The following is a 21,170-nucleotide window of genomic DNA, read 5'->3' on the forward strand; positions in this document are numbered from 1 at the left end:
GAAAGAAGGAGACACGCCCATGCGATTCGACGTCGAATTGCTTCTGCTCGCGCTGGCGCCCGTCTTCCTGCTCTGCATCGCGTGGGAGGCCTGGCACCTCGCCCGCACTCGTGCGCAGGACCCTGTCTATGCGTGGCGCGACACGCTGTGCAATGCGGCGCTCGCGCTGATGCACCAGGGCGCCGACAAGATCGCGTGGCTGTTCGTGATCCCCGTCTACGCGTATTGCTACCGGCACTACCGCCTGTTCACGTGGCACGACGGCTGGCTGTCGTTCGCGGTGCTGTTCGTCGCGCAGGATTTCCTCTACTACGTGTTCCATCGCGCGAGCCATCGCGTGCGCTGGCTGTGGGCCGCGCACGTCGTGCATCACTCGTCCGAGCGGATGAATTTCTCGACCGCGTTCCGCCAGAGCCTGATGTACCCCGTCGCGGGCATGTGGGTGTTCTGGCTGCCGCTCGCGTTCGCCGGCTTTCCGCCTCAGCAGGTCGTCGGCATCGTGCTGATCAACCTCGCGTTCCAGTTCTTCGTGCACACGCAGGCGATCGGCAAGCTCGGCTGGCTCGAATACGTGCTGAACACGCCGTCGATCCACCGTGCGCACCACGCGCGCAATCCACGCTACATCGACCGCAATTACGCAGGTGTCCTGGTGATCTGGGATCGCCTGTTCGGCAGCTATGTCGAGGAAACGCCAGACGATCCGCCGTGGTACGGGATCGTCGAGCGGCTCGGCTCGAACAACCCGCTCGTCGCGACGTTCCACGAGTGGATATCGATGGCCGGCGACGCATTGCGCGTCGACGGCTGGCGCAACAAGCTGCGCGCGATTTTCGGCCCGCCCGAATGGGCGAGCGCTTATCATGCGCAGATTGCCGAGGCCGCGAACCCCGATCCGCGCACCGTGCCGCTTGCGGCTGCGCGCGACCAATAAACCGTTTCAGCCAACGGCCGCCGCGCAGCCCGGAACCGAGCAGGCGCGCGGCAGATGAGAAACACATCAGGCCATATCTACGAGGAGATCGAACGATGCAGACACAACAACACGCACCTTCCCGCACCCGGCAGCGCATGCTGCGCACCGCGCAGGTCGCGATCGCCGGCGCCGCGCTCGCGCTGCTCGCCGCATGCGGCGGCGGTGACGACAATAACAACAACAGCGCGTCGAACACGCCGCCGTCGGGCGTGAAGATGCAGGTCGTGTCGTTCGGCGACAGCCTGTCCGACGCGGGCACCTACTCGCAGATCAAGCTCGGCTTCGGCGGCGGCCGCTTCACGACCAACCCGGGCCAGGTATGGACGCAGAACGTCGCGCAGTACTACGGCGACACGCTGCAGCCCGCGAACCAGGGCGGCTTCGGCATTCCGCTGCAGGCCACCGGCGGTCTCGGCTACGCACAGGGCGGTTCGCGCGTGACGCTGCAGCCGGGCATCGGCCACGCGGACGCGAGCGTGCCGAACGCCGACTATGCGCAGGCCACCACGACGCCGATCGCCGACCAGGTCAAGCAGTACCTGTCGCAGCACGGCAGCTTCAACGCCGGCCAGATCGTGCTGGTCAACGGCGGCGCGAACGACATCTTCTACCAGGCGCAGGTCGCGCAGGCGCAAGGCAACACGCCGGCCGCGCAGCTCGCGGCGGCGCAGGCGATCGGCCTGGCCGCGCAGCAGCTCGGCGGCATCGTCCAGCAGATCGTCGCGGCGGGCGCGACGCACGTGTACGTGTCGAACGTGCCGGACATCGGCGGCACGCCGCTCGCGCTGCAGGGCGGCGCGCAGACGCAGGCCGCGTTCACGCAACTGTCCGGGCTGTTCAACCAGACGCTGGCCGGCACGCTGGCCGCGCTGAAGGTCGACACGACGAAGGTCGCGCTGCTCGATACGTTCACGTGGCAGGACGGCATCGCGGCGAACTACAAGGCGAACGGCTTCAGCGTGTCGAACACCGATACCGCCTGCAACCTGAAGGCGATGGTCCAGGCCGCCACGCAGTACGGCGTCGCGAACGCAACCGCATTCGGCTCGTCGCTGTTCTGCTCGCCGCAGACCTACACGGTCGCGAACGCAGACCAAACCTACATGTTCGCCGACACGGTCCACCCGACGACGCACCTGCACGCGCTGTTCGCGCAGTTCGTCGAACAGCAGATCGCGAAGTCCGGCGTCGGCAAGTAAGCCGCCGGCCACGCGCCCGAACGAAAACGCCCGACCGGTTCGCCGGTCGGGCGTTTTTTCATTCCTGAATCAACCGCCGATCGTGTCAGTCGCGCGCTTCGAACGCGGCCGCCGCACGGCCGAGACGATCGTTGACCGCGATCCATTCGACGGTCTCGGGCAGCTTCTCGACGAGAATCCGCGCGACCTGCGCGCGGTCGAGCGCGCGCAACATCCCGTACAGATCGCGTGCATACGCCTGCGGATCTTCCGGTGCCGCGACGAAATGCACGCCGTCGGCCCGCGCCCAGTGTCCCGCGCGCGACGCACGCGCGACGAGCGCGACGCGTTCGCCGTCGGCTTGCGCGACCGCGAGCAGCGGCTCGAGCGCGTCGAACGGCAGCAGCGCGAGCGGCGTGCGCGGCGCGTAATGCGCTTTCAGCGTGCCCGATGCGCGCGGCGCGGTCGCGTCGCTGCCGTCCGGCAGCGTAGGCGCGCGGCCGAGCACGTCGGCGATCTGCTGCGGCGTCACGTGGCCCGGGCGCAGCAGCGCCGGGAAACCGCGCGACAGATCGAGAATCGTCGATTCGATGCCGACTTCGGACGCGCCGCCGTCGAGCACGTGCACGGTGTCGCCGAATTCGTCGCGCACGTGCTGCGCGGTGGTCGGGCTCACATGGCCGAACCGGTTCGCGGACGGCGCGGCCACGCCGCCATGCCCGCCGCGCCGCGCGCTGAACGCGGCCAACAGCGCCTGCGCGACCGGATGCGACGGGCAGCGCAGCCCGACCGAATCCTGGCCGCCACTCACGGCGTCCGGAATGCGCGCATGACGCTTCAGGATCAGCGTCAGCGGGCCCGGCCAGAATGCATCGATCAACGCCTGCGCCTCGGCCGGCAGATCGTCGGCCCAGTAACCGGGATCGCCGCCCGGCGGCAGGTGCACGATCACCGGATGATTCGCGGGCCGCCCCTTCGCCGCGTAGATGCGCGCGACGGCCTCGGGATTCGCGGCGTCGCCGCCGAGTCCGTAGACGGTTTCGGTCGGAAAGGCGACGAGCTGGCCCGCGTCGAGCAACGCGGCGGCCGCGTCGATCTGCGCGGCCGTCACGGTGTTCGGGAGATCGATGGACATCGGCCGGCGCCTCAGTCGAGCGGCACGCGCAGCAGCTGCGCGCACGCGGTGGCCGCGGCGACGGCTTCGTCGCGCGTTTCGGCCGTGAAGTTCACGTGGCCCATCTTGCGGCCGACGCGCGCGTCTTCCTTGCCGTACAGGTGCAGGTGCGCGGCCGGCATCGCGGCGACCGTGTCCCACGGGGGCGTGACGGCATCGGCCGCCGCACCTGCGCCGGCCGCACCGTTCGGGAACCACACGTCGCCGAGGATGTTCAGCATCGCGGCCGGCGAATGCTGGCGCGGGTTGCCGAGCGGCATGCGCGTCATCGCACGCACCTGCTGCTCGAACTGGCTCGTTGCGCACGCATCGACCGTGTAGTGGCCGGAGTTGTGCGGGCGCGGCGCCATCTCGTTCGCGACGAACGAACCGTCTTCCAGCACGAAGAATTCGACACACAGCACGCCGACGTAGCCGAGCGTATCGGCGATCCGCACGGCGGCCTGCTGCGCCTCTTCGACGCGCGCGGCATCGGCGGCCGGCGCGGGCACGACCGTCAGCGCGAGGATGCCGTTGTGGTGCACGTTCTGCGCGAGCGGGAACGCGGCCGAGCGGCCGTCCGCGCCGCGCGCGATCAGCGCCGACACTTCGTATTTCAGCGGCAGGCGCTTCTCGAGCACGCACGGCACGCCGTTCAGCGCCGCATGCGCGTCGCGCGCTTCCTGCGCGGTGCTCACGCGCACCTGGCCCTTGCCGTCGTAGCCGAGGCGCGCCGTCTTCAGGATGCCCGGCAGCACCGCGTCGAGCGCGGCATCGTCGAGCGCGGCGAGTGCCGCCGACGATTCGATCACGACGTGCGGCGCGACGGGCACACCCGACGCCTCGATGAAGCGCTTCTCCGCGATCCGGTCCTGTGCGACCGCGACGCAGCGGCCGGCCGGCGCGACGAACGTCGTGCGCGCGAGGAAATCGAGGCTTGCGGCCGGCACGTTCTCGAACTCCGTCGACACCGCGTCGCACAGGTCGGCCAGTTCGGCGAGCGCGGCTTCGTCGTCATAGGCCGCGCGCAGGTGGCGGTCGGCGACCGCGCCGGCAGGGCTCGTCGGATCGGGATCGAGCACGGCGACGCGATAGCCCATCGACTGGGCGGCAAAGCAGAACATGCGGCCGAGCTGGCCACCGCCGACCATGCCCAGCCACGCGCCGGGCAGGATCGGGGAAACGGAATCAGGAGTTGCGGTCATGTCAGTGGTCGGTCGCGGCGGGCGCTGCCCGCCGCAGTAGGGAGGATCCGGCAGCCGCTGGAATGGCAGTGCGGCCGCCCGTGCGCCGTCATTCCAGCGGCGGCAGCACCATCGCGTGCGCGGCTTCGTTCTGGCGCACGCGGAACGCGGCGAGCCGGTTCGCGTAGTCGGTCGACGTGCCGGACAGGATCGACACCGCGAACAGCGCGGCATTCGCGGCGCCGGCCTCGCCGATCGCGAACGTCGCGACGGGCACGCCCTTCGGCATCTGCACGATCGAGTGCAGCGAATCGACGCCCTTCAGGTACTTGCTCGCGACCGGCACGCCGAGCACCGGCACCGTGGTTTTCGCGGCCAGCATGCCGGGCAGGTGCGCTGCGCCGCCGGCGCCCGCGATGATCGCGCGCAGCCCGCGCTCGCGCGCCTTCTCCGCATAGTCGAACATCTCGTCGGGCATCCGGTGCGCGGACACGACCTTCGCTTCGTACGGCACGCCGAATTCCTGCAGGATGGCGACCGCGTGCTTCATCACGTCCCAGTCGGAACTCGAACCCATCAGCACGCCGACGAGCGGCGCGCTGTGCGTGTGGGCAGTCTGGACTTCACTCATTTCATCCGTCCTTGCTCAGGCGAGCGACTGGCCCGTGATGCGCTCGAGCGCTTCCTGGTACTTCGCGGCCGTCTTCTCGACGACGTCGGCCGGCAGCGCCGGCGCCGGCGCCGTCTTGCCCCACGGCTGCGCCTCGAGCCAGTCGCGCACGAACTGCTTGTCGAACGACGGCGGGTTGGTGCCGACTTCGTACTGGTCGGCCGGCCAGAAGCGCGACGAATCGGCGGTCAGCACTTCGTCCATCAGGTACAGCTTGCCGTGGTTGTCGAGGCCGAATTCGAACTTCGTGTCGGCGATGATGATGCCGCGCGTCGCCGCGTAATCGGCCGCTTCCTTGTACAGCTTGATCGAGATGTCGCGAATGGTTGCGGCCAGCTCGGTGCCGATGCGGCGCTCGGTTTCCTCGAACGTGATGTTCTCGTCGTGCTCGCCCATCTCGGCCTTCGCGGCCGGCGTGAAGATCGGCTCGGGCAGCTTCTGCGCGTTCTGCAGGCCTTCCGGCAGCTTGACGCCGCACACGGCGCCCGACGCCTGGTATTCCTTCCAGCCGCTGCCGGCCAGGTAGCCGCGCACGACCGCTTCGATCATGATCGGCTCGAGGCGCTTGACGACCACGCCGCGGCCCGTCACCTGCTCGACCTCGTCGGCCGCGACGACCGCTTCCGGCGCGTCGCCCGTCAGGTGGTTCGGCACGATGTGCGCGAGCTTGTCGAACCAGAAGTTCGCCATCTGGTTCAGCACGCGGCCCTTGTTCGGAATCGGCTCGCCCATCACCACGTCGAATGCCGACAGGCGGTCGGTCGTGACGATCAGGAGCTTGTCGTTGCCGACCGCGTAGTTATCGCGGACCTTGCCGCGACCGAGGAGCGGCAGCGAGCGGAGCGTGGATTCGTAAAGGGTAGACATCGTCTTTTCGCAGATAAGGAGCCAAACAAAAAGGGAAACGCCGTTCCCCGCGGCAGGCGGGAACGGCGGTCTTGCAATACGTCGGCGTGCGGCCGGGCGGCAAGGCCCGGGCGGCGCCGGCCGGCCCTTTTTCGGCCGGCGGGACGGTCACGGCCGGCGGATGTCCGCCGGCCGGCAGCCCCGGATCGTACTACAGTCTCAGCGCACGACCTGCGCGAGCGCGCCGGACTTGTACTGCTCGGCGATCTTGTCGAGCGACAGCGGCTTGATCTTGCCGGCCTGGCCTTCGCAGCCGAACGCGAGGTAACGGTCGACGCACACCTGCTTCGCCGCTTCGCGTGCGGGCTTCAGGTAGTCGCGCGGATCGAACTTGCCCGGGTTCTCGAACAGGTAGCGGCGGATCGCGCCGGTGATCGCGAGGCGCAGGTCGGTGTCGATGTTGATCTTGCGCACACCGTGCTTGATGCCTTCCTGGATTTCCTCGACCGGCACGCCGTAGGTTTCCTTCATGTCGCCGCCGAATTCGCGGATCTCGGCCAGCAGTTCCTGCGGCACCGACGACGAACCGTGCATCACGAGGTGGGTGTTCGGAATGCGCGCGTGGATTTCCTTGATGCGCTGGATCGACAGGATGTCGCCCGTCGGCTTCTTCGAGAACTTGTACGCGCCGTGCGACGTGCCGATCGCGATCGCGAGCGCATCGCACTGGGTGAGCTTCACGAAGTCGGCGGCCTGCTCCGGATCGGTCAGCAGCTGCTCGCGGGTCATCGTGCCTTCCGCGCCGTGGCCGTCTTCCTTGTCGCCCTTCATCGTCTCGAGCGAGCCGAGCACGCCGAGTTCGGCTTCGACCGTCACGCCGATCGAGTGCGCCATCTCGACGACCTTGCGCGACACGTCGACGTTGTATTCGTACGAGGCAACCGTCTTGCCGTCGGCTTCGAGCGAGCCGTCCATCATCACGCTGGTGAAGCCGCTGCGGATCGCGGCCGTGCAGACTGCCGGCGACTGGCCGTGATCCTGGTGCATCACGACCGGGATGTGCGGGTACGATTCGACCGCCGCTTCGATCAGGTGGCGCAGGAACGGCTCGCCCGCATACTTACGCGCGCCGGCCGATGCCTGCATGATCACGGGCGCGCCGACCTGGTCCGCCGCCGCCATGATCGCCTGGACCTGCTCCAGGTTGTTCACGTTGAAGGCCGGCAGGCCGTAACCGTGCTCTGCCGCGTGGTCCAGCAATTGACGCATTGATACGAGAGGCATTGTGGAACTCCTTGGAATGAAAACCGGTGCGCCCTGACGCCGGCGCGGCCTGGCCGGGGTGGCCCCGGGCGGACGGGCGCGGCTGAGCGTCGAATAGCCGCATTTTATCGCGAAGCGCCTCCGATTCCGACCGCCCGGTGGCGCCGACTCGCAATTTGTTACGTTCGCACGGCACAATGCGGGCAAAAAAGAGAAAAAAAGCCGCGTGGGGTTCCGGACCCCACGCGGCTTTCGCGTATAAAACGGTGCCGGATCGAATCGGGCCGCCGGGTCAGTAATGCTCGCCGACCCGCACGATCTTCAGCGTGTTGGTGCCGCCCGCCTGCCCCATCGGCTCGCCGACGGTCAGCACGACCATGTCGCCGAGCGCGACGAGCCCGCGCTGGACGATCAGCTCGATCGCCTGCTGGAGCGCCGAGTCGCGGTCGCTGTTGAAGTCGACGTGCAGCGGCGTCACGTTGCGGTACAGCGCCATCGTGCGCTCGCTGCCGACGCGCGGCGTCAGCGCGAAGATCGGCACGTGCGTGTAGTGGCGCGACATCCACAGCGCGGTCGCGCCCGATTCGGTCAGCGCGATGATCGCCTTCGCGCCGAGGTGGTATGCGGTGAACAGCGCGCCCATCGCGATCGACTGGTCGATCCGCGTGAACGTGCGGTCGAGGAAATCCTTGTCGAGTTCGACGTGTTCCGACTTTTCCGCCTCGACGCACACGGCCGCCATCGTCTCGATCGTGACGACCGGGTACTTGCCGGCAGCCGTCTCGGCCGACAGCATCACCGCGTCGGTGCCGTCGAGCACCGCGTTCGCGACGTCCGACACTTCCGCGCGGGTCGGCACGGGCGCATGGATCATCGACTCCATCATCTGCGTCGCGGTGATCACGAGCTTGTTCGACTCGCGTGCCATCCGGATCATCCGCTTCTGCAGCGCCGGCACGGCCGCGTTGCCCACTTCCACCGCGAGGTCGCCGCGCGCGACCATGATGCCGTCGGACGCGTCGAGAATGCTCTGCAGCGCCGGAATCGCTTCCGCGCGCTCGATCTTCGCGATCATCTTCGGCTTGATGCCGTACGGCGCGCCCGCGATGTTCGCGAGCTGGCGCGCCATTTCCATGTCGGTCGCGTTCTTCGGGAACGACACCGCGACCAGGTCCGCGCCGAGCGACATCGCGGTGCGGATGTCTTCCATGTCCTTCGCGGTCAGCGCGGGAGCCGACAGGCCGCCGCCCTGGCGGTTGATGCCCTTGTTGTTCGACAGCTCGCCGCCCACCTTGACGATCGTGTGGATCTCGTCGCCGAGCACGCGCTCGACGGTCAGCACGATCAGGCCGTCGTTCAGCAGCAGCAGGTCGCCCGGCTTCAGGTCGCGCGGCAGCTCCTTGTAGTCGAGGCCGACGCGCTCGTCGTTGCCGAGCTCGCAACCGGCGTCGAGGATGAAGGGCTGCCCCGGCGTCAGCGTCGTCTTGCCGTTCTCGAACTTGCCGACGCGGATCTTCGGGCCCTGGAGGTCGGCCATGATCGCGATCTCGCGGCCGACCTTGCGGGCGGCCTCGCGCACCATCTCGGCGCGCTGGCGGTGATCGTCGGCCGTGCCGTGCGAAAAATTGAGCCGCACGACGTCGAGGCCCGCCTGCATCATCTGCAGCAGAATCTCCGGCGAACTGGAAGCCGGGCCGATCGTGGCGACTATCTTGGTGGCGCGCTGCATGAAACTCCTCATCTGGATCAAGGTGGATGCGCTGGGTGAAACGCTGCGAGAGCCGGAAGCGGCGGGCCCAGCGGCGGCCGTTCCGGGGGGCGTGCCGGTGCTTGCGCCCGGCATCGCTTTGTTCTGAATCTCGTGGTGCTGCTCGGCCGCGTCGCCGGCGGCCGCCGGTGCGCGCGGGGCGGTGTTCGCCCGCGCGGGCGCGCGTTTGCGCTTGCCCGCGCCGGCCGGCTGCTCCGCTTTCGCGGAGCGCGCGGCCTTCGTCACCCCTGCGCGCGCCGCCACGCTCAGGCCGCCCGCGTTTCGAGCACTTCCACCGCCGGCAGCTTCTTCCCCTCGAGGAACTCGAGGAAGGCGCCGCCGCCCGTCGAGATGTAGCTGACCTGGTCGTGGATGCCGTACTTCGCGATGGCCGCGAGCGTGTCGCCGCCGCCCGCGATCGAGAACGCGGACGATTTGGCGATCGCTTCCGCGAGTGCCTTGGTGCCGTTGCCGAACTGGTCGAACTCGAACACGCCGACCGGGCCGTTCCACACGATCGTGCCGGCCTTCTCGAGCTGGCTCGCGAGCGCCTTCGCCGTATCGGGGCCGATGTCGAGGATCATGTCGTCCGCTTCGATGTCGGCGACCTGCTTCACCGTGGCCACGGCCGTCGGCGAGAATTCCTTGGCGGTCACGACGTCGGTGGGGATCGGCACCGACGCGCCGCGCTCGCGCGCTTCGTCGATGATCGCCTTCGCCTCGCTGACGAGGTCGGCTTCCGCGAGCGACTTCCCGATCGACAGGCCGGCCGCGAGCATGAACGTGTTCGCGATGCCGCCGCCGACGATCAGCTGGTCGACCTTGCCGGCCAGCGACTTCAGGATGGTGAGCTTGGTCGACACCTTCGAGCCGGCGACGATCGCCACCAGCGGGCGGGCCGGATTGCCGAGCGCCTTGCCGAGTGCGTCGAGTTCGGCGGCCAGCAGCGGGCCCGCGCACGCGACCGGCGCGTACTTCGCGATCCCGTGCGTGGTCGCTTCCGCGCGGTGCGCGGTGCCGAACGCGTCGTTCACGTACACGTCGCAGAGCTTCGCCATCTTCTGCGCGAGCTCGTCCGAATTCTTCTTCTCGCCCTTGTTCACGCGGCAGTTCTCGAGCAGCACGACCTGCCCCGGCGCGACGTTCACGCCGTTCTCGACCCAGTTCGAGACGAGCGGCACGTCACGGCCGAGCAGCTCGGCGAGGCGCTTCGCGACCGGCGCGAGCGAATCTTCCGGCTTGAATTCGCCTTCGGTCGGGCGGCCCAGGTGCGACGTGACCATCACGGCCGCGCCGGCGTCGAGCGCGGCCTGGATGGCCGGCACGGACGCGCGCACGCGCGTGTCCTCGGTGATGTTGCCCTGGTCGTCCTGCGGGACGTTCAGGTCGGCGCGAATGAATACCCGCTTGCCGGCGAGCTGGCCGGCGGCGATCAGGTCGGTAAGACGCTTGACTTGGCTCATGTTGAACAGATTGAAGTAGTGGATGGGGAAAAAGGGGGTTCACGCTGGACGTGCGCGGGCTGCCGCGAAAGGGCGCCGGATGCGGCCGTGGCTGGCGGTTCGCATGACGCGCACGGGTAAAAAATCTCGAACGGGCATTCTAGCCGATCCGTTCGGACGGCTGCCCGCATGGCGTCGAATTCCGCCTATTTGGGACAACGCGCAATGCTGCGATGCGGCCAGGCCGATGCGCGCGCATCAGGCGACCAGGCGCAGCGCGGTGAAGACGAGCATCCCGACGACGATCGTGCCGAGCATGCTGCGCCGCCACAAAAACCAGCCGAGGCCGGCGAGCGCCGCGTAGAACGGATGGTTGGACAGCGCGAACGACAGCCCGGCCGGCGTTTCGAGCACGTCGGGCAGCACGACGGCGACGAGCGCGGCGGCCGGCGCATAGCGCAGCGCGCGCTGCGCGCGTTCCGGCAGCACGGTGCGCTCGCCGCCGATCAGGAACAGTGCGCGCGTGACCGCCGTGACGATCGTCATCCCGATGATGACGATCCAGATCTCCGTCGCGCTCATTCGATCTCCTTCTCGTGCACGGTTTCGGTGCGGATGCGCCGCCAGTCGGCCCGCTCGACGAAGAAGTCGGCCGTGCAGCCGGCCGCGAGCGCGGCGAGCACCGCGAGCGGCAGCGCGAGCCGGTACGGCAGGTCGAACGCGACGAGCGACACGATGCCCGCGACCGCGACGGCCGCGAGCGTCGACCGGTTCGCGACGGCCGACACCATGATCGGGATCAGCGCGAGCGTGCCGGCCAGCTCCAGCCCCCAGCTCGCGGGAAAGAAACTCGCGAGCAGGATGCCGGCGAGCGACGACACCTGCCACGACAGCCAGCTCGCGAGCGCCATCCCCCAGAAATACGCCTCCTTGCCGGGCACGTGGCCGTACGCGAAGCCCTGTTTCTGGAACAGCAGGTAGATCACGTCACCGTTGAAATAGCCGATCGCGAGGCGCCGCCACAGCGGCAGGTAGGAGAAATGGGGCGCAAGCCCGGCACTGAAGATCACGAAGCGCGTGTTGACCATCGCGGCCGTGAGCAGGATGGTCCAGATCGGCAGCTTCGCGGCGAGCAGCGGCAGCACCGCGAGCTGCGACGAACCCGCGTAGACCAGCAGCGACATCGCGCTCGCCTGCCCGAGCGTCATCACCGACTTGCTCATCGCGATGCCGGTGACGAGCCCCCACGAGAAAATCGCCATCAGCGTCGGGGAATAGTCGCGCGCGCCCTGGATCAGCGCGAAGCGGTCGGTGGCGGACAATCGAGCGAGCATGGGAAGCGGGCCGCGGCGGGCGGTTCGTCGGGGCGCCGGCGCCTCCTGCCGGTACGACCCGTCGTTATTGGAATCGGTACCGGGCGATTATAGCGCCGGCCCTGCGCCGACCGACCGGATCGCCGGCAAATGACGCTAAAATAAGCGTCTTTCCGGCTCAACGCTGCATACAACCCGCTGTACAACTGCTTCCCAGGAGAATCCTATGTCAATGGCCGACCGCGACGGCAAGATCTGGATGGACGGCAAGCTGATCGACTGGCGCGACGCCAAGATCCACGTCCTGACCCACACGCTGCATTACGGCATGGGTGTCTTCGAGGGCGTGCGCGCGTACAAGTCGGCTGACGGCAGCACCGCGATCTTCCGCCTGTACGAGCACACGAAACGTCTGCTGAATTCGGCGAAGATCTTCCAGATGGACGTGCCGTTCGACCGGGAAACGCTCGAAGCCGCGCAGCTCGAAGTCGTGCGCGAGAACAAGCTCGAGTCGTGCTACCTGCGCCCGATCATCTGGGTCGGCTCGGAAAAGCTCGGCGTGGCCGCGAAGGGCAACACGATCCACGTCGCGATCGCCGCATGGCCGTGGGGCGCGTACCTCGGCGAGGAAGGCCTCGCGAAGGGCATCCGCGTGAAGACGTCGTCGTTCACGCGCCACCACGTGAACGTGTCGATGGTCCGCGCGAAGGCGTCGGGCTGGTACGTGAACTCGATCCTGGCGAACCAGGAAGCAACGGCCGACGGCTACGACGAGGCGCTGCTGCTCGACGTCGACGGCTACGTGTCGGAAGGCTCCGGCGAGAACTTCTTCCTGGTGAACAACGGCAAGCTGTACACGCCCGACCTGTCGTCGTGCCTCGACGGCATCACGCGCGACACGGTCATCACGCTCGCGAAGGACGCCGGCATCGAGGTCATCGAGAAGCGCATCACGCGCGACGAGGTCTACACGGCCGATGAAGCGTTCTTCACCGGCACGGCCGCTGAAGTCACGCCGATCCGCGAGCTCGACAACCGCACGATCGGCAGCGGCGCGCGCGGCCCCGTCACGGAAAAGCTCCAGGCGGCGTTTTTCGATATCGTGTCGGGCAAGAACGCGAAGTACGCGCACTGGCTGACGAAGGTCTGAGCGCGCCGCGCCACCGACCGCCCCACAAAAGAGTGATAAGAGAAAGTCTCATGAGTGAAATCAAGGAAATGCCGCTGGTCGAGCTGACGGCCAAGGATCTTCCCGCGTACTGCCCGAACCCCGCCATGGCACGCTGGAGCGCGCACCCGCGCGTCTTCATCGACGTCTCGCACGGCGAAGCACGCTGCCCGTACTGCGGCACGCGCTACAAGCTGCGCGACGGCGAGGTCGTCAAGGGCCACTGAGCCCCGGCGGCCGGGCCTGCAGGTTTGCAGGCCCGCCGACCCAAGGCGGCGCAGCCGGGCCCCCGGCGCGCCGCCGTTCTCCATTCTGGCAACCCGAACGCGGCGCCTGGGCGCCGCGCTTCATCAAGACATCGGAAGTCGACCTGATGCGTCGAGCGCTGGTTATCGCACCGAACTGGATCGGTGACGCATTGATGGCGCAGCCGCTTTTTGCGCTGCTGAAGAAACTCCATCCCCGCATCGCGATCGATGCCGTCGCGCCCTCGTGGGTCGCGCCCGTGCTCGAGCGGATGCCCGAGATCCACGATGTCTACGCGACCGATCTCGCGCACGGCAAGCTGCAGCTGCTGCGCCGCTGGCAGCTCGCGAGCGACCTGCGCGACGTCGGCTACGACGCGGCGTACGTGCTGCCGAATTCGCTGAAATCCGCGGTGATCCCGTGGCTCGCGAACATCCCGCTGCGGATCGGCTACACGGGCGAGCACCGCTACGGGCTGCTGAACGTGCGGCACGCGAATCCGGCTAGGTCGGGCGAGCGGCCGCCGATGACGACCCACTACGCGGCGCTCGCGTACGCACCGGGCGCGAAGCTGCCGGAGTCGATGAAGACGCTGCCCGCGCCGCGCCTCGACGCCGACCTGAACGAGACGGCGCGCGTGTCCGCGCGCTTCAATCTCGATACGCGCAAGCCGCTCGTCGTGTTCTGCCCCGGCGCGGAATACGGCCCGGCCAAGCGCTGGCCGCCCGAACACTTCGCGTCGCTCGCCACCATCGTCCACCAGTCGTTCCCGTACACGCAGATCGTCGCGCTCGGTTCGCAGAAGGACGCCGCGGCCGCGCAGGCGATCGCCGACCACGCGCCGAACGTGCGCAACCTGTGCGGGCAGACGTCGCTGTCGGAGGCCTGCGCGCTGATCGCGCGCGCGAACGCGGTGGTCACCAACGATTCGGGGCTGATGCACGTCGCCGCCGCGCTGCGCCGGCCGCTCGTCGCGCTGTACGGCTCGACGGATCCGCGCCACACCCCTCCGCTGTCGGACCTGGCGAAGGTACAATGGCTTCATCTCGAATGCAGTCCCTGCTTCGAACGCGAGTGCCCGCTCGGCCATCTGAAATGCCTGCGCGAACTCGGTCCCGAGCAGGTATTCGGCGATTTGCGCGGCATGCTCGTCGGGCAGCGCTGACCCTGACCGGCAGCGTCGCACACGACGCGCCGGGCAATCCGATTCACCGGTGTACGGCGGCTCCACCCGGGCCGTCGTGCTGAATACGGCGCGCGACGCGCGCGAGAGATAACCCCGATGCCACGTTTTGCCCGCCTCTTCGAAGCCGCCGCCGATACGCTGAACGCCTACTACCAGGCCGTCGCCGATGCCAATCTCGACGCGCTGCTGGGATTGTGGATCGACGAGGATTTCGCCAGCTGCGTATGGGCGGACGGCGAGCATCTGCACGGCCTCGACCAGATCCGCAGCGGGCTCGCCAACCGGCTCGCCACACGCCCCGTGACGATCGAGCCGCTCGACATCCGGGTGTACGACAGCCTCGGCACGGTCGTCTACACGATCGCCGAAGCGCATCAGCAGGCCGACCTGACGGCCGAACCCGACATGGTTTTCGCCACGTACGTGATGATTCACGAGCGCGGCGAGTGGCGCATCGCGCATATTCACGCGAGCCCGATTCCCGAACAGGCGGCCGGACAATTCGCCGCGAAGATCCGTCACGGGCAGGGTCCGCTGCACTGACGAAGAACGAAGCAACGCATTAGCGGGGCGATCATGAGTACGGCTTCTCCGCCCACCTCGCCGCTGACCGGGGCTCCGGCCCCCGACGACGATTCATTGCGCTATCGCGCACCGCGCTGGCTGCCGAACAGCCATGCCCAGACCATCGTGCCCGCGCTGTTCGCACGGCGCCCGGCCGTCGCTTACCGACGAGAGCGATGGGAAACCCCCGACCACGATTTCATCGATCTCGACTGGGTCGCGCATCTCGACAGCGCGGCGCCGCCGCCCGATGCGCCGCTGTTCGTGCTGTTCCACGGCCTCGAAGGCAGCTCGGGCTCGCACTACGCGCTCGCGATGATGGCCGCCGCGCGCGCGAAGGGCTGGCATGCGGTCGTCCCGCACTTTCGCAGTTGCAGCGGCGAGATCAACCGCCAGCCGCGCTTCTATCATCTCGCCGACAGCGCCGAAGTCGACTGGATCCTGCGCCGGCTCGCCACGCAGCATCGCGGGCCGCTGGTTGCGGCCGGCGTGTCGCTCGGCGGCAACGTGCTGCTGCGCTGGCTCGGCGAGCATCGCAGCGACACGTCGATCCTGCGCGCGGCCGCCGCGATCTCGACGCCGATCGACGTGCACGCGGGCGGGCGCGCGCTGTCGCAAGGCTTCGCGATGGTCTACACGCGCAGCTTCCTGAAGACGCTCAAGCGCAAGGCGATCGCGAAGCTCGACCAGTATCCGGGGTTGTTCGACCGTGAAGCGATGCTGCAGGCCGTGACGATGCGCGACTTCGACGAGGTCGTGACCGCCCCGCTGCACGGTTTCGCGAACGCGGACGACTACTGGACGAAGGCGACGACCCGGCCGCTGCTGCCCGCGATCGACGTGCCGACGCTGATCCTCAACGCCCGCAACGACCCGTTCCTGCCCGAGTCCGCGCTGCCGGGCCCGGCCGACGTATCGCCGGCCGTCGAGCTCGACCAGCCCGCGGACGGCGGACACGCGGGATTCATGACCGGGCCGTTCCCCGGCCGTCTCGACTGGCTGTCGGCGCGGGTGTTCGGCTATTGCTCCAAATTCGTCGACCATGGATGACATCGTCAGGCAGGCGCTCGCCAAATGGCCGAACGTGCCGCACTGTACCGGCTGGCTGCTGCTCGACCGGCGCGGCGAATGGCGGCTGCGCGACGACGCGGCCCAGGCGGCCGGCGAGCTCGGCTCGCCGATCCGGCATGCGGCGCTGAACGCGTTCATCGGCCGCAACTACGAATGCGACGCGCAGGGCCAGTGGTTCTTCCAGAACGGCCCGCAGCGCGTGTACGTCGAGCTTGCCTATACGCCGTGGGTCGTGCGGCTCGCCGAACAGGACGGCCGGCTGACGCTCGCCGATCAGGCCGGCCGGCCGTTCGAGCCGCGGGAAGCATGGCTCGACGACGCGGGCGGCGTGCTGTTTCGCTCGGCCGGCACGGCGCCGCGCATCGCGGCGCTGCACGATCACGATCTCGGGCTGTTCGCCGATCACGCGGATTTCGACGCCGCACCGCCGGTACTGCGCTGGCGCGACGGCCGCACGCTGCCGCTCGGCGAGATCGCGCGCGCCGACGTGCCGGCGCACTTCGGCTTCGTCGCAAGTCCCGCCGAACGGGCGCGTGCCGCGCCGGCCTAGCTCCTGCCGTTCTTCTCGTCTTCGCGCTCTTCCTTGTAGCGCGCCTCGAATTCCAGCAGCCGCGCGCCGATCATCGACTGCTCGTAGAACGAGACGTCCTTCGCGTCGCGCGCTTCCTTCAGCTGGCGAATCGCCGACGGCCACGCGCCGTCGAGCGCGAGCTTCTCCGCGAGCGCGCGGCGCCGCGCCAGCACGTCGCCCTTGCCGTCGCTCGCCTTCGCGAGATAGTCCCACCAGTCCGGCTGCTCGGGGTCGGCCTTCGCCTGCGCGCGCGCCTGCGCCTGCGCGTCGGCGAAACGGCGCGCGGCCAGGAGCGCCTGAAGATGCCCGACGATCGCCGCATGCGACGCCGGCCAGCGCCGCTGCGCGAGCGCCGCGAGCCGCACCGCATCGTCGGCGTGCCCCGCACGGCGCGCGATGTCGGCGGCCAGCACGTCGAGGCTCGGCGAACTCGTCGCCGGATCGTCCTCGCGCCGCTCGCGCGCGTCGAACGCGGTGCGTGCCGACGCAAGCGCCTTGCCGGCCGCGTCGTACTCGCCGAGCTGCGCGTTCGCGAGCGCGATGCCGTACCAGTTCGCCGCCACGTTCGGCGCGGTGCGATCGTCGATCTCGGACTGCATCCGGCGCGCTTCGGCCGCGATGTCGGTCGGCGCACGGTTCTGCAGGACCCGCAGCCGTGCGCGCACGAACCCGTATTCGGGCGACTGGCGCGGCTGCCGGTACGGCGCACGGCGCGCGCGATCTTCCATGTCGGCGATCCGCTCGCCGGTCAGCGGGTGCGTGCGCGCATACGCGGGCACGCCCGCATCGCCCATCGACGCGCGATCGAGCCGCTCGAAGAAACCCGGCATCCCGTACGGGTCGTAGCCCGCGCCCGCGAGCAACTGGAAGCCGACGCGATCGGCCTCCCGCTCGGCCGAACGCGAGAAGCGCAGCTGGTTGTCCACCGCGTACGCCTGCCCGCCCACCGCGATCGCGCTGCCGAGGTCGCCGCTTCTCGCGAGCACGCCGGCCAGCACGCCGAGCAGCATCGTCGCGAGCGCCGTATAGCCGGTCTTCTCGTTCGCGCCGATCATCCGCGCGATGTGCCGCTGCAGCACGTGCCCCATCTCGTGGCCGACCACCGACGCGAGCTCCGACTCCGTCTGCGTCGTGACGACAAGCCCGCTGTTGATCCCGATGAAGCCGCCCGGCATCGAGAACGCGTTGATCTGCGGATCGCGCACCGGGAACAGGTCGAAGTCCGGCGTGTAGCCGCCGATGAAACGCGCGGCCGCCGCGGCCGCGAGCCGCGCCGCCATCGCGTTCAGGTAGTCGCGTACGAGCCAGTCGTCGAGATAGTCGGGATCGCGCCGCACTTCGCGCATCACCCGCTCGCCGAGCCGGCGCTCGGCCTGCGGCGTCAGCGAACCGCCGGAGCCGTCGCCCAGGTCGGGCAGCTCGAGCGCGCGAAGCGGCGCGCGCAGGCCGGCGGCGGAATTCGACACGCCGGTGGCGCCGGAAAACCGGCTCTCCGCGCCGCCGTACGTACCGAACACGCCGGCCGCGATGCCGGACGGCACGGTCGAGATCGACGGGAGACCGGCGCCCGCCGCCTCGAGCGGCAAGGCGCCCGTGCGTTGCGCGAAGCCGTCGGGCGGCAGCGCCAGGGCCGCCGACAGCAACACGGCAAGCAACTGTTTGACACGCATGGCAGGATGAAAACGACGCCGTCCCGCGCGCCGGGCGCGCATCGCGGCGTTTGGTCTGAATATTCGGGTCATTGTACCGGCGCCGGCCCGGCTGTCCCGCACGGATCGTCCGCGGGTTGTGCGCCGGCGGCGCGGGCGCCCGCTGCTATGATAGGCGCCCTTCAAGCTATGCACGGGACCGAACCGGGCGTCGACGCGCCGGATTCGATCGACAGGAGCATGACATGTCAGGACTCACCCATTTCGACGCCGCCGGCCATGCGCACATGGTCGACGTCGGCGGCAAGCAGGAAACCCAACGCATCGCGATCGCGCGCGGCACGATCCGGATGCTGCCGGCCACGTTCGCCCTGATCCGCGACGGCAAGGCCAAGAAAGGCGACGTGCTCGGCGTCGCGCGCATCGCGGCGATCCAGGGCGCCAAGCGCACGGCCGACCTCATCCCGCTGTGCCACCCGCTCGCGCTGACGCGCGTGGCCGTCGATTTCGAGCTCGACGACACGCTGCCGGGTGTCCACTGCGTCGCGCAGGTCGAAACGTTCGGCCGGACCGGCGTCGAGATGGAAGCGCTGACCGCCGTGCAGGTCGGGCTGCTGACCGTCTACGACATGTGCAAGGCCGTCGATCGCGGAATGGTGATCACCGACGTGAGCGTGCGCGAGAAACGCGGCGGGAAGTCGGGAGACTGGAAGGCGGAAGCGTAAAGCCCTGGTTCGACGCTGAGAACGCTACATAACGGGTGGGCGTCCGCCGTGCGGTTGCACGGTGGCCCGCTCAGACATGCGCAAGGCTGCTGGATACGCCGCCACCATAAAAACAATTCATGAGAGATCTGCACCCCCGCCCCGGGCCATGGCGCCCGCTGCCGGCCGCGCTGATGACGCTCCTGCTGGCCGCAACCCTGCTGCATGCGTTGGCGGCCGCGCATGCGGAAGACACCCGCATCGCCGCGCCCGGGCTCCGCGCACTGCTGAATTGCTCGACGACCGCGCGCTGGCCGCTGCCGAAGGAACGCGCGGCGGGCCGGTTCGCATTCGGCTGCCGGATCTTCGGTTCGGAAGCGAGTCCCGTGAAAGGCCTGTAAAGCTGTCGCGGGTGCCGCCCGCCCTCTTTCGATCGCATTGCCCGGCCGAGTCCGCTACGGCGGCCGGTCGGCAGACACCCCTCGGAGTCCCGGATGAAAACAATTCAGAAAATCGCTGCCCTCGCGTTGTGCATTGCATCCGCCGGCCCGTCCGTCGCCCATGCCGCAAGCAGTAGTTGCCCCGCCGCCGACACCGCCGCGCGCGCGGCGATCGACGCACGGCATCGGCTGCAGCAGATCCCGAGCCAGCAAAGCGACTACGTCAGCGAAACCGTGTTGCCCGCTCAGCGCGACGCGCTGCGTGCGTACAAGCAGGCGCTCGCCGGCGCGATCGATGCGCGGCTCGCCTGCAGTGACGAACCGGTCGACCCGGCCGCGCTGAAACGCACGCTCGCCGCGACGCTCCGCGCGTCGGCAAAACCGGCCGGGGCCGACGGCCATTCGTCGTTCGGGGACAATCCCACGGTCCAGGTGGAGCGCGCGGCCACGCCCCGGCCGCTCGTCCTCGTGCGCGCCGGCTTCGACATCGCCTGCGGCGACGACAACCTGCTGACCGCCTACGCATGGGAAAACGGCGGCTGGCGGCGCGTGCTGCGCTGGCAGGCCGACGACTACAAGGACATCTCCGGCGCGTACGGCCGGGGCTTCGAATTCACGGCGCTGCCGGGCGGACAGGTGGTGGTCGTGCACGGCACGCCCTGGTGCACGTCGACGTGGACTCACTTCGTCGCTGACGTGATCGTCCCGGCGAACGGCGCGGCGCCGCAGCGCGCGGTGTTCCGGATGAGCAAGGACTATTGGTTCGAAGAAGACAACTTCCGGCTGAAGACGCGCCCCGACGGTTTCGAGCTGCGTGCGGCGGTCCACTCGATCGACTTAAACCTGCTGCTGGTGCGGCCGGGCATCTACCGCTATCGCGTCGACGGCGGCGCCGTGCAGCGCGTACAGCCCGTCGCGCTCAACGGCCGCGACTTCGTCGACGAATGGCTGAATGTGGACGATGCGCAGGCGCGCGAATGGAGCGAACCCGCGTCGGCCGCTGCCGCGTTGAAAGCGCGGCAGGCGCTCAACGAACAACGCAAGGCGCCCGACACGTCGTTCGGGTACGGTGCGGTGCGCGGCTGCTCGACCGCGAAGGATCGCTTCCAGGTCGAGATCGCGCTGACCGGCAAGTCAGGGCAAACCGTCGCGAAGCGCTACGGCCTGATCCGCCAGGAAGCCAACGGTTTCACGATGCTCGGATTGCAGGACGCGCCGGAACCGACGTGCCGCGGCGCGAACCTGATGCCGCGGCACTGATCCGTGCAGGCCGCCGCGGCGCACACGTCAACCGCCGCGCTGCGGCTCGAACACGAACGGCTGGGTCAGCAGGAACGGATTCGCCGCAGGCCCCGTCTGCGTGCAGGTCGCGCGCGACATCGCGTCGGCCGCGGCGCGGTCCGCGGCGGCATTGCGGCTGCTGGTCGTGATCGTCACGTTTTCCGCGACCCCGGACGTCGTCATCAGCGCACGCACGAGCACGGTCGCCGGGCGCGTGAGCGGCTTCGCGGTATCCGGATAGACGGCGCGCGGAATGTGACAGGTCAGCTTGCTGTCTTGCTGCGAGGACACCGCGCAGCCGGCGAGCAGCACGGCGACGACGGGCAGCGCAAGGTAGGTTGGGCAGGTAGCCATGTTCGAATCGGAATCTGTTGCGTTGCTTCGGGACGAGCCGGCCGCGCAGCCTGCGTTCCCCGAGGCTGCGATGACCGGATGCTGCAACCGACGATACCCGACCGGATCGGCGGGCATCGCGACACCAGCGCGCATTGTGCACGCGCCGCCCGGCGAGCGGCGGC

Annotated in this window: 23 protein-coding genes; 12 read left to right on the forward strand and 11 right to left on the reverse strand. The window is 68.9% G+C overall.

Annotated features, from left to right (window positions below; all coding sequences use genetic code 11):
* Positions 1-19 precede the first annotated feature (19 nt).
* Together WT26_RS17525 and WT26_RS17530 are read left to right on the forward strand one after the other, a co-directional pair.
* Positions 20-934, forward strand: a complete 915-nt coding sequence (locus WT26_RS17525) for a sterol desaturase family protein (RefSeq protein ID WP_069273389.1) — start codon at positions 20-22, stop codon at positions 932-934.
* A gap of 95 nt (positions 935-1,029) precedes the next feature.
* Positions 1,030-2,175, forward strand: coding sequence for an SGNH/GDSL hydrolase family protein (locus WT26_RS17530; RefSeq protein ID WP_059523401.1), 1,146 nt, complete (start codon positions 1,030-1,032; stop codon positions 2,173-2,175).
* 85 nt (positions 2,176-2,260) lie between these two features.
* Here WT26_RS17530 and WT26_RS17535 read toward each other — a convergent pair whose 3' ends face one another.
* The 6 genes from WT26_RS17535 to pyk form a co-directional block, all read right to left on the reverse strand.
* On the reverse strand, positions 2,261-3,289 hold the full coding sequence (locus tag WT26_RS17535) for an L-threonylcarbamoyladenylate synthase (protein WP_059523403.1): 1,029 nt from the start codon (positions 3,287-3,289) through the stop codon (positions 2,261-2,263).
* An 11-nt stretch (positions 3,290-3,300) separates the two neighbouring features.
* A complete protein-coding gene (locus WT26_RS17540; RefSeq protein ID WP_059523405.1) occupies positions 3,301-4,512 on the reverse strand; it encodes a 5-(carboxyamino)imidazole ribonucleotide synthase in 1,212 nt (403 codons plus the stop codon).
* 88 nt (positions 4,513-4,600) lie between these two features.
* Positions 4,601-5,122, reverse strand: coding sequence for a 5-(carboxyamino)imidazole ribonucleotide mutase (purE, locus tag WT26_RS17545; protein ID WP_059523407.1), 522 nt, complete (start codon positions 5,120-5,122; stop codon positions 4,601-4,603).
* A gap of 15 nt (positions 5,123-5,137) precedes the next feature.
* A complete protein-coding gene (locus WT26_RS17550) occupies positions 5,138-6,028 on the reverse strand; it encodes a phosphoribosylaminoimidazolesuccinocarboxamide synthase (protein WP_059523409.1) in 891 nt (296 codons plus the stop codon).
* A gap of 198 nt (positions 6,029-6,226) precedes the next feature.
* Complete coding sequence (fba, locus tag WT26_RS17555) at positions 6,227-7,291, reverse strand: class II fructose-bisphosphate aldolase (RefSeq protein ID WP_027789227.1); 1,065 nt, start codon at positions 7,289-7,291, stop codon at positions 6,227-6,229.
* A gap of 271 nt (positions 7,292-7,562) precedes the next feature.
* The gene (pyk, locus tag WT26_RS17560; RefSeq protein ID WP_069273798.1) at positions 7,563-8,999 is read right to left on the reverse strand and encodes a pyruvate kinase; all 1,437 of its coding nucleotides are present in this window, start codon (positions 8,997-8,999) and stop codon (positions 7,563-7,565) included.
* Between pyk and WT26_RS38820 the strand changes: the two genes are divergently transcribed.
* On the forward strand, positions 8,998-9,126 hold the full coding sequence (locus WT26_RS38820; protein ID WP_021164118.1) for a hypothetical protein: 129 nt from the start codon (positions 8,998-9,000) through the stop codon (positions 9,124-9,126). The two genes, pyk and WT26_RS38820, sit on opposite strands and share 2 nt — an antisense overlap.
* A gap of 157 nt (positions 9,127-9,283) precedes the next feature.
* Here WT26_RS38820 and WT26_RS17565 read toward each other — a convergent pair whose 3' ends face one another.
* From WT26_RS17565 to WT26_RS17575, 3 genes are all read right to left on the reverse strand, one after another.
* Positions 9,284-10,480, reverse strand: a complete 1,197-nt coding sequence (locus WT26_RS17565; protein ID WP_069273390.1) for a phosphoglycerate kinase — start codon at positions 10,478-10,480, stop codon at positions 9,284-9,286.
* A 237-nt stretch (positions 10,481-10,717) separates the two neighbouring features.
* Complete coding sequence (locus WT26_RS17570; protein ID WP_069273391.1) at positions 10,718-11,041, reverse strand: AzlD domain-containing protein; 324 nt, start codon at positions 11,039-11,041, stop codon at positions 10,718-10,720.
* A complete protein-coding gene (locus WT26_RS17575) occupies positions 11,038-11,793 on the reverse strand; it encodes an AzlC family ABC transporter permease (protein ID WP_059523417.1) in 756 nt (251 codons plus the stop codon). Before WT26_RS17575 ends, WT26_RS17570 begins: the two co-directional genes overlap by 4 nt.
* A 205-nt stretch (positions 11,794-11,998) precedes the next feature.
* Between WT26_RS17575 and WT26_RS17580 the strand changes: the two genes are divergently transcribed.
* The 6 genes from WT26_RS17580 (at position 11,999) to WT26_RS17605 (ending at position 16,557) form a co-directional block, all read left to right on the forward strand.
* Positions 11,999-12,922: a branched-chain amino acid transaminase gene (locus tag WT26_RS17580; protein WP_059523419.1), complete on the forward strand. Its 924-nt coding sequence runs from the start codon at positions 11,999-12,001 to the stop codon at positions 12,920-12,922.
* A 50-nt stretch (positions 12,923-12,972) separates the two neighbouring features.
* On the forward strand, positions 12,973-13,167 hold the full coding sequence (locus tag WT26_RS17585) for a zinc-finger domain-containing protein (protein ID WP_006749970.1): 195 nt from the start codon (positions 12,973-12,975) through the stop codon (positions 13,165-13,167).
* A 146-nt stretch (positions 13,168-13,313) separates the two neighbouring features.
* The gene (waaF, locus tag WT26_RS17590) at positions 13,314-14,351 is read left to right on the forward strand and encodes a lipopolysaccharide heptosyltransferase II (RefSeq protein ID WP_059523421.1); all 1,038 of its coding nucleotides are present in this window, start codon (positions 13,314-13,316) and stop codon (positions 14,349-14,351) included.
* Positions 14,352-14,468: 117 nt separating this feature from the next.
* A complete protein-coding gene (locus WT26_RS17595; RefSeq protein ID WP_006749968.1) occupies positions 14,469-14,915 on the forward strand; it encodes a nuclear transport factor 2 family protein in 447 nt (148 codons plus the stop codon).
* A 33-nt stretch (positions 14,916-14,948) separates the two neighbouring features.
* Positions 14,949-15,986: a hydrolase gene (locus WT26_RS17600; RefSeq protein ID WP_059523423.1), complete on the forward strand. Its 1,038-nt coding sequence runs from the start codon at positions 14,949-14,951 to the stop codon at positions 15,984-15,986.
* Positions 15,979-16,557 carry a DUF2946 family protein gene (locus tag WT26_RS17605; RefSeq protein WP_069273392.1) on the forward strand — a complete coding sequence of 193 codons (579 nt, stop codon included), beginning with the start codon at positions 15,979-15,981 and terminating at the stop codon, positions 16,555-16,557. The genes WT26_RS17600 and WT26_RS17605 overlap by 8 nt, the downstream gene beginning before the upstream one ends.
* Here the strand turns inward: WT26_RS17605 and WT26_RS17610 are convergent.
* Positions 16,554-18,248 (reverse strand): M48 family metalloprotease, encoded by a 1,695-nt coding sequence (locus WT26_RS17610; RefSeq protein WP_069273393.1) that lies wholly within the window; start codon positions 18,246-18,248, stop codon positions 16,554-16,556. The genes WT26_RS17605 and WT26_RS17610 overlap by 4 nt on opposite strands.
* Positions 18,249-18,472: 224 nt before the next feature.
* Here WT26_RS17610 and moaC point away from each other — a divergent pair, with 224 nt between their 5' ends.
* From moaC to WT26_RS17625, 3 genes are all read left to right on the forward strand, one after another.
* A complete protein-coding gene (gene moaC / locus WT26_RS17615) occupies positions 18,473-18,952 on the forward strand; it encodes a cyclic pyranopterin monophosphate synthase MoaC (protein ID WP_069273394.1) in 480 nt (159 codons plus the stop codon).
* 119 nt (positions 18,953-19,071) lie between these two features.
* Positions 19,072-19,332 (forward strand): hypothetical protein, encoded by a 261-nt coding sequence (locus tag WT26_RS17620; protein WP_155123124.1) that lies wholly within the window; start codon positions 19,072-19,074, stop codon positions 19,330-19,332.
* Positions 19,333-19,425: 93 nt separating this feature from the next.
* Positions 19,426-20,631 carry a hypothetical protein gene (locus WT26_RS17625; protein WP_069273395.1) on the forward strand — a complete coding sequence of 402 codons (1,206 nt, stop codon included), beginning with the start codon at positions 19,426-19,428 and terminating at the stop codon, positions 20,629-20,631.
* A gap of 27 nt (positions 20,632-20,658) precedes the next feature.
* Here the strand turns inward: WT26_RS17625 and WT26_RS17630 are convergent, their stop codons facing one another.
* Positions 20,659-21,006, reverse strand: coding sequence for a TonB family protein (locus tag WT26_RS17630; protein ID WP_069273396.1), 348 nt, complete (start codon positions 21,004-21,006; stop codon positions 20,659-20,661).
* Between the last annotated feature and the right edge of the window lie 164 nt (positions 21,007-21,170).

Origin of the sequence: Burkholderia cepacia, assembly GCF_001718835.1 — a bacterium.
In the GTDB taxonomy this organism is placed as follows: domain Bacteria; phylum Pseudomonadota; class Gammaproteobacteria; order Burkholderiales; family Burkholderiaceae; genus Burkholderia; species Burkholderia cepacia_F.

Bases quoted from the DNA above. Each gene is read 5' to 3' on its own strand.
- pyk (WP_069273798.1), bottom strand. From the start codon at position 8,999: ATGCAGCGCGCCACCAAGATAGTCGCCACGATCGGCCCGGCTTCCAGT.
- WT26_RS17630 (WP_069273396.1), bottom strand. From the start codon at position 21,006: ATGGCTACCTGCCCAACCTACCTTGCGCTGCCCGTCGTCGCCGTGCTG.
- WT26_RS17625 (WP_069273395.1), top strand. From the start codon at position 19,426: ATGAAAACAATTCAGAAAATCGCTGCCCTCGCGTTGTGCATTGCATCC.
- WT26_RS17600 (WP_059523423.1), top strand. From the start codon at position 14,949: ATGAGTACGGCTTCTCCGCCCACCTCGCCGCTGACCGGGGCTCCGGCC.
- WT26_RS17550 (WP_059523409.1), bottom strand. From the start codon at position 6,028: ATGTCTACCCTTTACGAATCCACGCTCCGCTCGCTGCCGCTCCTCGGT.
- WT26_RS17580 (WP_059523419.1), top strand. From the start codon at position 11,999: ATGTCAATGGCCGACCGCGACGGCAAGATCTGGATGGACGGCAAGCTG.
- WT26_RS17610 (WP_069273393.1), bottom strand. From the start codon at position 18,248: ATGCGTGTCAAACAGTTGCTTGCCGTGTTGCTGTCGGCGGCCCTGGCG.
- WT26_RS17595 (WP_006749968.1), top strand. From the start codon at position 14,469: ATGCCACGTTTTGCCCGCCTCTTCGAAGCCGCCGCCGATACGCTGAAC.
- WT26_RS17585 (WP_006749970.1), top strand. From the start codon at position 12,973: ATGAGTGAAATCAAGGAAATGCCGCTGGTCGAGCTGACGGCCAAGGAT.
- WT26_RS17540 (WP_059523405.1), bottom strand. From the start codon at position 4,512: ATGACCGCAACTCCTGATTCCGTTTCCCCGATCCTGCCCGGCGCGTGG.
- waaF (WP_059523421.1), top strand. From the start codon at position 13,314: ATGCGTCGAGCGCTGGTTATCGCACCGAACTGGATCGGTGACGCATTG.
- WT26_RS17620 (WP_155123124.1), top strand. From the start codon at position 19,072: ATGAGAGATCTGCACCCCCGCCCCGGGCCATGGCGCCCGCTGCCGGCC.
- WT26_RS17530 (WP_059523401.1), top strand. From the start codon at position 1,030: ATGCAGACACAACAACACGCACCTTCCCGCACCCGGCAGCGCATGCTG.
- WT26_RS17565 (WP_069273390.1), bottom strand. From the start codon at position 10,480: ATGAGCCAAGTCAAGCGTCTTACCGACCTGATCGCCGCCGGCCAGCTC.
- WT26_RS17575 (WP_059523417.1), bottom strand. From the start codon at position 11,793: ATGCTCGCTCGATTGTCCGCCACCGACCGCTTCGCGCTGATCCAGGGC.
- WT26_RS17535 (WP_059523403.1), bottom strand. From the start codon at position 3,289: ATGTCCATCGATCTCCCGAACACCGTGACGGCCGCGCAGATCGACGCG.
- WT26_RS17605 (WP_069273392.1), top strand. From the start codon at position 15,979: ATGGATGACATCGTCAGGCAGGCGCTCGCCAAATGGCCGAACGTGCCG.
- fba (WP_027789227.1), bottom strand. From the start codon at position 7,291: ATGCCTCTCGTATCAATGCGTCAATTGCTGGACCACGCGGCAGAGCAC.
- WT26_RS17570 (WP_069273391.1), bottom strand. From the start codon at position 11,041: ATGAGCGCGACGGAGATCTGGATCGTCATCATCGGGATGACGATCGTC.
- WT26_RS38820 (WP_021164118.1), top strand. From the start codon at position 8,998: ATGAAACTCCTCATCTGGATCAAGGTGGATGCGCTGGGTGAAACGCTG.
- WT26_RS17525 (WP_069273389.1), top strand. From the start codon at position 20: ATGCGATTCGACGTCGAATTGCTTCTGCTCGCGCTGGCGCCCGTCTTC.
- moaC (WP_069273394.1), top strand. From the start codon at position 18,473: ATGTCAGGACTCACCCATTTCGACGCCGCCGGCCATGCGCACATGGTC.
- purE (WP_059523407.1), bottom strand. From the start codon at position 5,122: ATGAGTGAAGTCCAGACTGCCCACACGCACAGCGCGCCGCTCGTCGGC.